Source organism: Flavobacterium resistens, from assembly GCF_900182645.1.
Lineage (GTDB): Bacteria > Bacteroidota > Bacteroidia > Flavobacteriales > Flavobacteriaceae > Flavobacterium > Flavobacterium resistens.
This window is the reverse complement of record NZ_FXTA01000002.1, coordinates 1,080,630-1,094,825: the sequence shown is the minus strand read 5'-3', so window position 1 is coordinate 1,094,825 and position 14,196 is coordinate 1,080,630. Positions and strand designations below refer to the sequence as shown.

9 protein-coding genes are annotated in these 14,196 nt (G+C 34.2%); 5 read left to right on the top strand and 4 right to left on the bottom strand.

All coding sequences use genetic code 11. From position 1 onward, the window contains the following. Nucleotides 1-150: 150 nt before the first annotated feature. Nucleotides 151-1,104: a hypothetical protein gene (locus FN795_RS10865; protein ID WP_142450608.1), complete on the bottom strand. Its 954-nt coding sequence runs from the start codon at nt 1,102-1,104 to the stop codon at nt 151-153. 853 nt (nt 1,105-1,957) lie between these two features. On the opposite strand from FN795_RS10865, the gene FN795_RS10860 reads away from it, so the two are divergent. From FN795_RS10860 to FN795_RS10845, 4 genes are all read left to right on the top strand, one after another. Further along, on the top strand, nt 1,958-2,410 hold the full coding sequence (locus FN795_RS10860; RefSeq protein ID WP_142450607.1) for a T9SS type A sorting domain-containing protein: 453 nt from the start codon (nt 1,958-1,960) through the stop codon (nt 2,408-2,410). Between the two features lie 3 nt (nt 2,411-2,413). Next, nucleotides 2,414-9,070, top strand: a complete 6,657-nt coding sequence (locus FN795_RS10855) for an FG-GAP-like repeat-containing protein (RefSeq protein ID WP_142450606.1) — start codon at nt 2,414-2,416, stop codon at nt 9,068-9,070. A gap of 1 nt (nt 9,071) precedes the next feature. Then, nucleotides 9,072-9,782, top strand: a complete 711-nt coding sequence (locus FN795_RS10850; RefSeq protein WP_142450605.1) for a hypothetical protein — start codon at nt 9,072-9,074, stop codon at nt 9,780-9,782. A gap of 109 nt (nt 9,783-9,891) precedes the next feature. Next, on the top strand, nt 9,892-10,146 hold the full coding sequence (locus FN795_RS10845; protein ID WP_142450604.1) for a GIY-YIG nuclease family protein: 255 nt from the start codon (nt 9,892-9,894) through the stop codon (nt 10,144-10,146). Nucleotides 10,147-10,399: 253 nt separating this feature from the next. On the opposite strand, the gene FN795_RS10840 is transcribed toward FN795_RS10845, so the two are convergent. Continuing rightward, complete coding sequence (locus FN795_RS10840; RefSeq protein WP_142450603.1) at nt 10,400-11,197, bottom strand: SDR family NAD(P)-dependent oxidoreductase; 798 nt, start codon at nt 11,195-11,197, stop codon at nt 10,400-10,402. A 21-nt stretch (nt 11,198-11,218) separates the two neighbouring features. Further along, entirely contained in the window at nt 11,219-12,022 is an 804-nt protein-coding gene (locus tag FN795_RS10835; RefSeq protein ID WP_142450602.1) for a helix-turn-helix domain-containing protein, read from the bottom strand. Between the two features lie 262 nt (nt 12,023-12,284). Between FN795_RS10835 and FN795_RS10830 the strand changes: the two genes are divergently transcribed. Beyond that, entirely contained in the window at nt 12,285-13,463 is a 1,179-nt protein-coding gene (locus FN795_RS10830; protein WP_142450601.1) for a hypothetical protein, read from the top strand. A gap of 143 nt (nt 13,464-13,606) precedes the next feature. On the opposite strand, the gene FN795_RS10825 is transcribed toward FN795_RS10830, so the two are convergent. Then, the gene (locus FN795_RS10825; RefSeq protein WP_142450600.1) at nt 13,607-14,158 is read right to left on the bottom strand and encodes a GNAT family N-acetyltransferase; all 552 of its coding nucleotides are present in this window, start codon (nt 14,156-14,158) and stop codon (nt 13,607-13,609) included. Nucleotides 14,159-14,196: the final 38 nt, after the last annotated feature.

The window sequence follows — 14,196 nt, the reverse complement described above, 5'->3', positions numbered from 1 at the left end:
GATGGTCGCTTACCACTAACGTTCTGGCACTACAGCGGGTTTGGGACTAAATTAAGCCCTATTTTCGGATTTGCCAAATCATCCAAATACAAACCATCTTTCCATTAAGCCTGTAACCCAAATCCGTTGTAGTGACTGTTACAAGAAGTTTTATTTTATACTTCTAATGTCAGAAATATAAATAGGCTTATATTTTGTACAATAGACTTCAATTCCAAATTTCATTACCAATGCAACTATTGACGATGCTATCATTGATATACCAAACCCAATATTCACTAAACACGATACGACTGCGCTTTTGATATAACCTTTACTTAAAACCATTTGCATTCCATTGTCAAACCAAGTTTTGTAAATTTCACTTTCTGGATTACATAATGAATTGTAAATAACTCTTTTTACAGATTCAAATACAGTAATACCCACTTCCTTATCCATTATCATTTGATTGGGACTTGGTAGTGCTAATCTTTCGGCTGATGGTAATTGTTTAGTAGAAAAATCGTGAATTTGAAAAATTAAATCTTTAGTTGCTTTCGGAGAACGTTGACCAATTTGACTAAAAATTTCATCGTCTGTTAAAGTTTGAATAATTCTTATCGCTTCTCTTTCAATTTCATCTTCGTCTAAATGCACTTTCTGATTTGAGGTTAAAGTTGCCATTGCAACTTCTTCATTAAATCTACTAATAATTTCTGAATGAAAAATAGATCTTGTTCTTTCAGTCTTAATGACAGAATGATTTTGTAAAACTTTTCGAATATATTCTTGAGCTGATGGAATGTTTTTGGTTCTTAAGTAGCAAATTGCTATTAGCGAAATTGTCTCTAAATATATACGAGTATTTTCGTTTAAAACTTTTTCATTAGAAAGTAATCCGTTAATTGCAAAATCAGCTTTATTTAATTCAATTGCTAATTCATAAAGTTTATTTTTAGATTGGATCAATCTAACTAAATGATTTGTTGGTCTTAACAATGTTTGTAAATCCAATACAATATCTTTTGCAATCTCAAAATTTTGTTCTGTGATTGCATTTTTAAGTTTAGGTTCTAAAATTCGTAAGCGTTCTTTTTGCTTTTCTGAAAGAGGTTCGTTCATTTCTCTCGGGCTTTTAAAATTTCTTGTAACTTGTATATATGTCTGACGATGTTCGACTTATCTACCCTAAATTGGCGACCTATGTCTGACAATTGTCAGTGTTTATTTATTTTCAAAAATAGGATTTTTATTTCATAAATCATTAAACTGGCTTTTTATTGTTGAGTACATTTAGTAAATATGTGATTGTAAATTAGAATAATTTCACACCTAGTAATCCTTCTTTTATAACCCAAATTAGTTGCGCTTTCTTATCATAAAAAAATTAAATACGCATACTATTTCAATATTGTAAGCAGGTAGGATGTAATTTAAACAGAAATCAATATAAAAAGATATTTATTTTTTTTAAGTCATCGACAAAACGGTTCGAGAATTGTCCCGTTAGGGCTACTAATAATTTTAAAAGCCAGAGAAATCTAGATTTCTCTGGCTTTTTTTGGTTCGATAAATTAAACTTTCATTTATCGGAAACACTGCACCCCAGTAATTTCAACAGAACTTGGTTCGAGTCCTGTTTAGTTATCATAAACATAATACTTTACAAAAATTAAATTATTGATATTCTATAAATTTTATATTTCAAATAATTTGTAGAAAATATTACTGGATATTTTTTTCTTGCTTAGATACACATAGGTTTTAAAAAAAGTAAAAAATACTTACAAAAAAATATGTTAATATTTTAACAATTTGTGATTTACATAATCATGAAAAATAGTTTCATCGATAAAATCATACATTTTATCGATGTAATTGAAGATTTAATAAAAATTACATAGGCATAATATTACATTTAAATTTTTTATTTATTTGTAATGAATTAACAATTATTTAACAAAAGATAATCAATATGAAGAATGTCCTAATTTTTCTCTTTTTATGCTTCATTACTTTTTCGACAGCACAGAATAAATTAAAATTCACTTATGACAATTTAACCGGTAATCAAATTAACCGAACTCTATGTATTAACTGTGCATCTGCAAAACCATCGAAAGACAATAATGCAATACAGGCTGTCAGTGACGAAGATTTGTTAAAGTTTTCTCCAACTGATGTCATTTCATACTATCCCAACCCAGTAAAAGAAGAACTGTTTATTAAATGGGATCTTATTGATGAAAACTATGTAACGTCAATACAGGTAATTGGCATCAACGGACAGGTACTCACATCATACAATTGTAAAAAAGAAATCAACTCTCAAAACATTCCTTTCCAAAATTTGCCGACAGGCGTTTATATAGTATCGCTGGAATATAATAATCGAGAACAGAAAACCATAAAAATCATCAAACAATAACATATGAAACAGTTTTACTTTTCAATTTTATTCTTTATAAGCTTAAGCACTTTTATTTGTGCCCAGACCAATCCAACAGGATCATCTTCTGAAGTTGGGACTACTGAAGGGGATCTTTCTGTAACTCTTTCCGGTGGCGCATCATATTCTTTGCCTATTGCCCTCCCTCCAGGAATCAATGGTGTTGAACCACAGATAAGCTTGTCCTATAACAGCCAGGGCAGTGTCGGCATAGCTGGATACGGATGGAACATTTCTGGCATATCTTCCATATCCCGAATCCCTGCAACAAAATTCCATGACGGAGCCATTGACGCTGTAGATTTCAATGTACTAGACCGCTTTGCAATAGACGGCCAGCGTCTTGTCTTAAAAAACCCCTTGCAGGCTTATGGAGGTGATAATATTGAGTATGAAACAGAAATATACTCCAATCTAAAAATAAAATCCTACGGAATTCATCCAAACGGAGTCAATTACGGCCCCGCCTTTTTTACTGTAGAATATCCTGACGGATCAAAGGCCTACTATGGCAATTCAGCTGATTCACGATCTATAACCGAATGGTCAATCACATCATGGGAAAACGCACAGGGAGTAAAGATCTTGTACAGCTACAATTCTTCTAACAATCTCCTTGAAATTGCTTCAATCAAATACGGGTCGCTTGGATCGGCATCCCCCATAAATGAAATAAAATTTACCTATGAAGCCAGCTCTCGAGACGAAAATTATTACGTTGGCGGACAAAATATAATCAGAAGCAAAAGGCTGGCAAAAATCAGTTCCTTGAGCAATAATATAGGATTTAGAAACTATGTCTTGGAATACACCTTAACAACGCAGAGATATGATCGAGTTTGGAAAATAACGGAAAAAAATGGCGATGAAAGCAAAAACCTGAACCCGACGGTTTTCTCATACGATAGCACAGACAGCAGCATTAATTACATCTCAAATCCCACGATTTTAAGCGTTGACAATGTATCTTCACTAAATGCATCAACAATTGCTGGAGATTTTGACGGTGACGGATTCATGGATTTCATTTTATATCCGCTGACGGGCACAAAAGCCAAAAAAAAGATATGGATGTTCAGCGGCATTAGCCCCAATGTCAGCGCCCAAACCATTCCAAGTTTAGCCAGTGCTACAGAATTTGCGAACGTATTTGACGAAATTTTCCCTGTAAACTATATCAATTACCAAAATTATTTGATGCCTCTGCAAGGCTGGACTGTAGTACAGGGAAGCACTTTTACAACTTATGCCTACACGCCATCAGGAGCAGTTGTACAGCAGGATCAGAAATCTTATACATTTCCAAGATTTGTTCTGGATTACGACAATGAATGCGGAGGGGAAACCCCGGATGTAATCTCCAACCCAACAGCACGTATAGCAAACGTAAATACAAACGCAACAACTGCCGGATCAGGCTCTATACATTATCATTATGAAAGCGATATCCAGCATGCCTTTATCAGCGGGGATTTCAATGGAGACGGCTTGACCGATATGATTGCGGTTGAAAAATCGTTCACCTACCCTTTCACCTCTGGCTGTTCCACTTCTGAACGCACTTATTATGGGGGGCAGACTTTCTTTATCAACTTGGACAAAAGACTTACCAGCAATTATGTAAACGATGCGGGAAACATTTACTTGAGTTCCAGCGGCAAAATCTTCGTTGCCGATTTTAATGGAGATGGAAAATCAGATGTGTACGTTTTCGATAATGGATCCTTGAGCGTATTTACACTAAATGCCAACAATCAGTTTGTTTTAATGACGCAGTCCCTATATGATTCGAGCATTAACGTCAGCAGGCCAATACTTATCGGAGACTATAATGGAGATGGAAAATCTGATTTCTTGCTCCCTGTCGTTTCGAACAATGGATGGCTTCTATACAAATCTACTGGTTCTGCATTTAGCATGGAATTCAAAAGCATGGGCAACTTTTATCTTAACGACCCATATAATACATACAATTATTTTGCATCGGATTACGACAATGACGGTAAATCCGACTTGATAGTAGTGCAAAACAGCAGAAGTGGCAGCACAGGCACAATAAAAATAACTGCCACTTCTAATACCAGAACTTATGACTATACAGTGCAAAGCGCAATAACTTCAGCACAATCAAATATAGATATCTATGCATTGCCTATATATCTTCCTTCAACTGACAGACAGCGCCCTCATTTTGAAATTGCATTCATCAATAACAACAGGCTTCACTTTTTTAATTCCCCAAAGAATACAAATAAAGACCGCTTGCTGAAAAGCATAACCTACGGAAACGGGGTTCAGCAGTTTATCAATTACCAGCCATTGGACCCGATTTACGAATACAGCTATTATAGCATTTACAACTCGAGCTTGACAACAGAAAAATATCCTTTTTTTGATATTGTTTCTTCTCCTGATTTCCAGATTGTGACATCATTGGAAAAGAAAAGCGCTTCTGTGTCAAAGATAAAACGCTACGGTTATTACGGAGCGGTAACAAACTTAGAAGGCCTCGGTTTTCAAGGATTCAGGTCGATAATGGAAACGAACTGGCATGACAGCAACAATCCGATAACATGTACAATCAGCAACAGAAATATCAATTTGAGAGGAGCAGAAACTGACTCTTACTTTCTGGCATACTTGGCTTATCCATACCGCAATTTTGTACCTTCAAGCTACACTGTAAAATCTAATTCAACGTACACTCCGACGACTGCAGATTTGGCTCTTCAACCAAACAAAGTTTTTAAGTTGCAGAATACTGGCTCGAGCATACTAAACACTTTGGAAAATTCAAGCGTTGAGACTATTAATACATTTGACTCATTCAACAATATAACATACTCTCAAACCGATACCAAGGAAGGAAACAGTGTTATCCAAACAAATACATCAAATCTGACATATGAAACTCCTGTAACAAATCCAAGATATATATTGGGCAGGCTTTCTTCTAAAAACGTAAGCAGTACGGTTCCTGGAAGCCCTGCAATGACCAGCAACGAAGCGTACAGGTACGATTCATATCAGCTTTTGTCGGAAATTGACAGAAGTGCTGCAGGGACATCGACGGTTACTGAGCATCATGATAATAATGCTTCTGGAAATATAACGAAAATATCAATAATCACTCCCTTGTCTACAAGAAACACTTGGTTTGAATATGATCCTTCAGGCCGTTTCCTAGCCAAAAAGACAGACAATGACGCTTTGGTCACTAGTTATGAATACTACGATACAGGGATGCTGAAAAAGGAAACGAGTCCGTACGCCCAGACTTCCTACACCTATGATTCATGGCTTAAATTATTGACAGCTACTGATGACAAAACAAACAAAACAGTTACAACTTCATATGCTGGAGCTTACAGTGTCCAAAACGGTTTTGAAACAACTGTTACGACTACTACGGATGTATTGGACGGCAGTGCTACTGAAGAAAAATATGATGACTTGGGAAGATTAACGCGATCAGGCAAAAAAAACATCAACGGAACATTTTCTTATACCTCTTTTTTATATGATATTTATGATCGAAACTATAAGATAAGCGAGCCATATTTCGGCGCCAGTCCATCGCAATGGAATGAAACCAAATATGATATTTACGGCAGGCCTACAGACAATATATCATTCAACAATAGGACATCTACTGCATCATATGTCGGGCTTGCTACAACATACACAAACGGGGGAAAATCGAAAAAATTGACAAAAAACGCCATCGGAAACATAATTTCTTCCGAGGAGCCATCAGGCGGGACTATAAGCTATTCATATTTCGCTAACGGAAATCTGCGCCTGACAAATTATAATGGCGTTGATATAATAATGGATCAAGATGGCTGGGGACGAAAATCAAAAATTACAGATCCTTCGGCTGGTATTTTTGATTATAAAAACAATGATTTTGGTGAAATTACCGAAGAAAAATCACAAAATGGTAATGTGATCACGACTATTACCCGTGATGCAAACGGAAGGCCCACTAACAAAAAAATTGTGGGAGGCGGATCCAATAGCGAGACTGTCTATACTTATAATTCATCAAAATTGCCTCTAACCATAAGCTATGAAGACAAGAATGAACCGACAGGCTACAATAAAACGATAACAACTATAACTTATGATGCTACATTCAATCGACCGATCGAAATTTCTGAAGAAAAGATTGGGGTCTCAAAATTTACACGTTCATTTGAATATGATGCGTTGGGAAGAATATCATCTGTAACTAAAACCGCCCAAGTTGGAGGAAAAACAAGCGCAGTAAAAACTAAAAATGAATATAAAAATGGTGGCCTCTATAAAATCTTGGACGCAAACGACAATGTATTATGGCAGGTGAATACATTGAATCCGAAAGGGCAGATATTGGAAAGTGTTTTCGGGAATGGAATAAAAATGACAAATACATATGATTCGGATGGTTATCTGTCAAAAATACAGCATGACAAGACCACCACTCCCACATCAAACATCATAACCCTTACAACCCAATTCGATAAGAATACGGATTATTTGGACGGCAGGACCAACAGCGCTTTTGGTAACTATACTGAAGCATTTAGTTATGATGCATTAGGTCGCTTGAAGACATTCACGAACAAGTTGGGAGCAGTAGAAACACAGAATTATGATGCATCAGGCAAAATAACCAGCAATAATCTGGGAACTTATGAATATGACCCATCAAAACCGTATCGAAATACGGCTATAGCATTGACAAATGAAGCGACTGGCTATTACTCTAACAGGGAAGGGATTTTTAATGATAGCATGGAAAGCCAATCAGGATGGCAGACCTATGGCTCAGGAATTTTTTCATACGACAAAACTGTACCGGCACATTCCGGCAATACTTCATTAAAGATCACCAATACAGAGGTCCACGAAAAAGTTATTAATTCTTCTTATTGGACAAGAATTGATAATGCGGAACCAACACAGTATACCTATTCTGCATGGGTAAAAAGTGATGGACCACAAGCGGAATTATTCCTTTTCATGAAAACTGAAACCGAACAGTCTGGTTGGACTATTGTCAATAGTAAAGTCAGTAATGTCGTCAATGAGTGGACAGAGATAATAGGAACATTTACGGTTCCCGCTAACATTAAAAAACTGAATATCAGACTGGATAATAATGGAACGGGTAATATTTGGTTTGATGATGTGAAAATCCGCAAAACAAGCAATGCGCCTACAGGTGAACGACAACTGATAACCGCATACAATGGTTTCAAAAGTCCGATACAGATAGAAGAAACTGGTGTTGATAAAATAAGCTTTCTTTATAATGACGATAACCAGCGAACCATGATGTACTATGGTGGCCTACAGACCGAAAAAAATGACAGGCAGTTTCGAAAGTACTATTCGGCTGACGGGAGCATGGAAGTAAAACAGAATACTTACACAGGAAATATTGAATTTGTAACTTATATTGGTGGCGATGGATACACTGCTCCGATAGCAGTAAAAAGCGATGGGGTTAGTAACATAACTTCGGCAAATTTCCTATATTTACACAGGGACTACCAGGGCAGTATTTTAGCGATAACAGATTCTAATGGATTTGTAGTAGAAAAACGTCTTTTTGATGCTTGGGGAAGTGTTATAAAAGTTCAGGATGGCGCTGGAAATATTCTAAATGGTCTGACTGTTCTTGATCGTGGCTATACAGGGCATGAGCATTTGCAGAGCGTAGGGCTTATAAATATGAATGCGAGATTGTATGACCCAGTCATACATAGGTTCCTTCAAGTTGACAATTATATACAGGATCCTACCAGCACACAAAATTATAATCAATATGGTTATGCTATGAATAACCCACTATTGTTTATTGACCCAAGTGGCAATACTAATATTATATATGAGGTACAAACAGGCAATAGAACTCCTATTGGTACTGAAAACGGAGAATTTACTGATGGTCAACAGACATTGCTTGGAAGTCTGATCGGAACAATAGTAAATAATTGGGACACATGGGGAATCAAAGATTGGGCAAATAAAAATATTAACGGTGACAAGTTTAGCAAATGGTGGAAAGCTAAGATTAATACCCATAATCTTTTTGGCAGAGATAGTAAGAATTCAACTCCTCCTCCTCCTCCTAACATGAGCAGTTATGTAAATTTGAATAATAATTCAACAACATTAGAAGGAAGATCGCTTCTGTCTAGATTTAAATCGTATAATAATAAATATATAATTGACCCCAACGGAAAACCCGACTTTACTGCAGAAGGAGCAAGTAGACTTACCCAAGCAGTCGAGGGACTACCGACGGCTTTTGGTATTGGCGGAAGACCAGCAATTACTTTTGGTGAAATTTATAAGGATGTTGCCCATACTGTATTTGGTAATGTCAAAATTGATTCACGAAAAATTAAAACTAACTTGCAATATGCAGCTATACTTTTTCATGAATACAGACATTCTTGGCAATATGAAAGTGGTAATTACTACTACTGGGCCAACAATTTTGGCTATGGTTCAGTTGAAGATTATCAAGAAAGAGATGCCTATTGGTTTCAAATTAAAATGGGTGCAGGTTCTTTCTACGAAGGATATCAACGATATTCACATTACAAATTTTTAACAAAAAACATAACTTATAAAAAATACTAATATGAAAATATCTTTGTTCAATCTTATTATTTTGATTATACTATATTCCTGTAGCCAAAAAAATGAAACAAAAAATAATTTAGAATTAGAAATTTTAAACGATACCTTATTCGCTTATCCTTACAATAGCAATAAAGATAAAATAAATATTTTAAATTATTCCATTGAGAACAATTCAAATCAAACATATTATTTCAAACAAGGTTTAGGTGACGATTCTCAATTGAGAAAAATTTATAAAAATGGAATTTACATCTCTGTATATGAAACAACATCAAATAAAGAAGTTAAGTATTCAGAAAAATTTCCTTTCGAGCATTTTAAACGAAGTGATTGCGATTCTTGTTCTAATTCTCGTAATTCAATTAGAATAATTAAAGAATTGGAAAGATTAAAGGATGACAACAAAACCAGTTATTATAGTACAAAAGACAAAAGACACTATTTTTTTATACACCCAAAAGAAAAGTTATTTTTTAAACAATACATTAATTTAACCGACTCTATGAGGTATGAAGATACTAGAATGAACTATGCGCATCTAAATAAAAATATTAAATATTATTCTAGTTTTATTATACCTAGCGACTCAAGTACTTACAAAGAAGATCTACCTGATAATATTTTAAATACAATTAAAGAAAATAATGTAAAAGTATATCATGGTAATCTAAAAAGTAAAAACAAAGTGCCTATAAAAGTTTTAAATTAATTCTACTTAAATCATCAAGAAAACGGTTCGAGAATTGTCCCGTTAGGGCTACTAAGTAAAAACACCACTTCAACAAGTGGTGTTTTTTTTGTTTATAACATTTTGTATTATGGAAGAATTTGTAGTTTACATTCTTTATTCTGAAAAATTCAATAAAAATTACACAGGTTATACTTCTAATCTAATTGAGAGATTCAAATCTCACAATCTTCTTGGAACAAAAGAGTACACTTTAAAATTTAGACCTTGGAAAGTGATTCATGTCGAATTTTTCAATTCAAAATCTGAGGCAATAAAAAGAGAAAAATATTTAAAAACAGGAATTGGAAGAGAATTTATTAAAAATCTAATTCTTAACATTTAGCTCTTCGGGCTTATATCCGCCGCGGCGGACACAGGTTCGAGTCCTGTTCCCGCTACTAAGACAAAAAGCTTCAGAGAAATCTGGAGCTTTTTTTGTTTCGCATTACATCTTAAAAAGTTACAAAACTTTTATCACATTTACATTTTCTAAGACAAAAAAAATCGCAAAATCAGAGACATTTGCGATCTTTTTCAAAAACGAACACTTCCCATATTGGAATCTCTGCTTTATTAGACGATTTTAGAAGAATATTTTACAAGCATTTAATGGTCCCGCCATCTACCCTAATGGTAGCTCCACTAATATAATTAGCATAAGTACTACAAAGATATGCAACTGCCCCAGCAATTTCCTCAGGTTCTCCAAACCTTCCCGTGTCATTTGGAATGAGCTGCTGAACTGCCTTAGATTTTATCTCCTCTAAATCGGTTCCCCAGTTAAATTTAGGTGCAGCATTCACTAGCCAATCTTCAACCATAGGATTTATGATTGCCCCAGGAGAAACTACATTTGAAGTTATTCCGGTTTCTTGCAGTGTTCTAGCAAGTGAGATTGAAAGATTATGTCTTGCAGCAAGTGTCGCATTATAATGTGGCTGCTCTTTAATAGGCTGTATAGCAAGACCTCCACCTATATGAATAACACGTCCCCAACCTAATGTTTTCATTTGTGGCACTATACGCTGAATCATTCTCACATACGAAACGACATTGTTATTATAAATTTCAGCCCAATCAATTGCAGTTGCTTCACCCCAGGATTTATGTGATGTCACACCCGCATTATTAATTAAAATATCGATCTGACCATTTTTAAGCGCAGCTGAAGCAACCTCATCAGCTCCATTATCTGTACTGAGATCACCTAAAGCTATTTCTGCCATTCCTCCATTGTTAATAATTTCCTGACACACTACTTTGGCACGATCTTCATTTCTGCCATGAACTATAACAGTCGCACCTTCATTTGCCAGCATTTTAACTATTGACTCTCCCAATCCCGAACTCGAACCGGTTACAAGTGCTCTTTTTCCTTTTAATTTTAAATCCATTTTATCTATAATTAACTATTCTTATTTTTTTTGTAGAGGCGAAATGCCAAATTCTTTTTTATATGCATAAGAGAAATGGGACATATTAACAAAACCTATTTCTAAATAAATATCACTTGGGCGCTGCTTGCAATTTTCTATCAAATATTTTGCTTCATAAAGCCGTTTTTTAGTAAGCCATCTGCTTGGAGTAATCCTAAACAGTCTCGCAAAATCTCTTTTGAAACCTGACAAACTGCGTCCTGTGAGAAAAGCAAATTTTTCCAATGGAACATTATACCTATAATGACCATTCATAAATCCCTCCAAATCCAGTTTTCCAGGATCGCTAAATTCAAATAGCATTTCCTTAATTTCCGGATCAATATCTGCCAATATTAAAACCAGCTCCTTAATTTTAATTCGTAAAATTTCAACATCAGTATCTCCTCTTTTAGCATATTCATTAAATGCAACTACAGATTTTGTCAACATACTATTGGTCTTGATAGCCTTAACACCCTCTCCGTGAAACCTCTCTGACTTGAAACCGAATTCTTTCGAAATCTCCATAAGCGTATTTTGGTCAAAATGAACAGCTATAGACTTGAAGCCTTCAGATTCAGTATGTTTAATTGATTTTGTTAATTGATTTCTTCTAAAGAAGCGGTAATCACCAGCGATAAAAGTATATTTCTTGCATCCTATCCATACATCATGCCTGCCACTTATGATATAACTAAAGATGTGATCGGATACGAATGCTTCACCTTCAACATTATCTCCAAAATAGAGATTTTGTATTAGCTTTGGCTCTGAAAGAGTTTGAACTTTTTTTGATTCCATTTTCTTTGCATTTTTATCTGATACAAATTTCTTAAATATATCAATCCACAAGTTTGTTCAAACGTCCAAACTTTTTTATCACTAAAAAGTAAATCTTAATTGGTTGGATGATTCTAATATTTAGATTGGTTATTTCAAAGCAACAATCGTCAGTTTAAAAAATGTTCTATTTTAGTTTAGAAAAAGTTATTTTTATAATCACAATGTTTCTGAAATCTATACAGTTAATTCGTATGAGAGGCATTTTTTAAGGAAATCAATTATGAAACCAAGAGTACCTAATTTTTATGAGATCTTAATTCTGCTTTTATTTCCTTTATATGGATTTACTCAGCCTTCTCGTATGGCAGAAGTTCACTTCATATTTTATGATAAATCGCAAGAGGTTTCAAAAGAAGTTTTGACTGACCAATATAAATTACTTACATCTAGTTCTGGCAATTACAATCCAGCAAACTATCGCTATGATAACCCGAGCAAAACAAGTATAATATCAGAAACTATTGTTTATAATGATGTTCATCTGTTGATTGTCCATCAAAAAGACACCATGCAGCTTATCTTTAAAACAAAAGGAGCCAAAAGATTAAAATTTAAAGTGGATCGTTTAGACTTTAAACAAGGAACTTTTGTTATCGATAATGAAGCAACAACGATGTTAGATTTTAAAAACAACAAGTCAACTTACTACAATTACATCCTTTCAATATTACCTAAAAATATTTATAACATCGAGGAAAACCATATTTATGCTGAATTAAAAAAATTAAAATTAAGATATGGTATCAAAGAAGATGATCTTAGTACGAAAAAGGAAAACCAGCTGGTCGAAATTTCAACTCTAAGTGAGCCTTTAATTTTAAAAAAATATAAGGCCTATTTGTCTGAAGCGGACGCTGGCGAAAATGATATTATTGACGATGGAAAAGTTTATCACTCGCCTGATCATAAAATCAGAATATTTGTTTTCGAACGCGAATCGTGCGGAGCACATTGTAACATTTATTACAACTCTTTCATTCATTTCAATCTTGACAAGAAAATTCCAAATTCTTTAGCGACAGCTTTTTTTCCAATTGATGCTATTTTGAAACTCAATAATGATAACTATTTAGTTTTACAAACTGGTGTTGATGGTGGCGGAATAGACATAAATGAGAATAAGATAGCAACACTCATACAATTTAAAAACGAAAAGATCAGCATTGGAAAAACGTATGTTCTTCCTGATTTACCTACTTCAGAAAAATTAAAAAGCATAAGTGTTATCAGAGATACAATGTCTGAAGCCGAAAAAAACAAGGATTATTTTTTAAAATTTGATCCAAAAACAAATATTCTACAATATAGATATTGGAGATATTTAAATGATGAGCAAACAAAGAAAAAGGTTTACTCAGGAAAATTTATTTTTGATGGAGATTGCTTTCGTGTTCTTTAAAATTAAGTACCACTTTAAGAATACATTCATTCAAATGGATAAAGTATTCTGTATTTGGAAACATTAAATTAAGAAATAATCATTTATAAAAATATCAATAAAAAAAGCTTCAGATTTCTCTGAAGCTTTTTTTATTGGATTTCTTATTCAGGCCTTATTAAATTATCTTTTAATTTAGCATAAATATCAAGACTTATAAACTTGCCATTTTTAATTTCACAATCTCTCATAGTCCCTTCATGCTGAAAGTCAAGTTTAGCCATTACGCTTTTGCAATTCTTATTTTCCGACTCAACAAATCCTTCAATCCTGTTAAGTTCTAAATCGTCAAATCCATAATTACAAATTAACGGTATTGCTTCTTTTATAATTCCATGTCCCCAAAAATTTGAAATTAACCAAAAACCGATTTCTGCTTTTTTGTGTTCTTTACTTAAATTGTTTAATCCACCCGCTCCGTAGAATGTTCTGTTATCAGCCGAGCAAATAGCAAACCAAATTCCTGTACCGTTTTTTTCAAGATCAGCAAAAAACAACATTTGTTCTTTAGTTGCTTCCAATGTTTGAAAACTCACTCCATAATATTTAATAACTTCTGGATGTGAAAGTCCTTTAAAAACATTTTCAAGATCACTATCTGCAAATTGTCGCAGTAAAAGTCTTTCTGTTTTTATAGATGGAAATTCTTTTTTCATGATTTTTTGTTCGTTTCGGATCATCAGTTCTCTTCCCT

Excerpts from the sequence above, each read along its gene's own strand:
- FN795_RS10865 (WP_142450608.1), bottom strand. The coding sequence starts at position 1,104 with ATGAACGAACCTCTTTCAGAAAAGCAAAAAGAACGCTTACGAATTTTA.
- FN795_RS10860 (WP_142450607.1), top strand. The coding sequence starts at position 1,958 with ATGAAGAATGTCCTAATTTTTCTCTTTTTATGCTTCATTACTTTTTCG.
- FN795_RS10855 (WP_142450606.1), top strand. The coding sequence starts at position 2,414 with ATGAAACAGTTTTACTTTTCAATTTTATTCTTTATAAGCTTAAGCACT.
- FN795_RS10850 (WP_142450605.1), top strand. The coding sequence starts at position 9,072 with ATGAAAATATCTTTGTTCAATCTTATTATTTTGATTATACTATATTCC.
- FN795_RS10845 (WP_142450604.1), top strand. The coding sequence starts at position 9,892 with ATGGAAGAATTTGTAGTTTACATTCTTTATTCTGAAAAATTCAATAAA.
- FN795_RS10840 (WP_142450603.1), bottom strand. The coding sequence starts at position 11,197 with ATGGATTTAAAATTAAAAGGAAAAAGAGCACTTGTAACCGGTTCGAGT.
- FN795_RS10835 (WP_142450602.1), bottom strand. The coding sequence starts at position 12,022 with ATGGAATCAAAAAAAGTTCAAACTCTTTCAGAGCCAAAGCTAATACAA.
- FN795_RS10830 (WP_142450601.1), top strand. The coding sequence starts at position 12,285 with ATGAAACCAAGAGTACCTAATTTTTATGAGATCTTAATTCTGCTTTTA.
- FN795_RS10825 (WP_142450600.1), bottom strand. The coding sequence starts at position 14,158 with ATGAAAAAAGAATTTCCATCTATAAAAACAGAAAGACTTTTACTGCGA.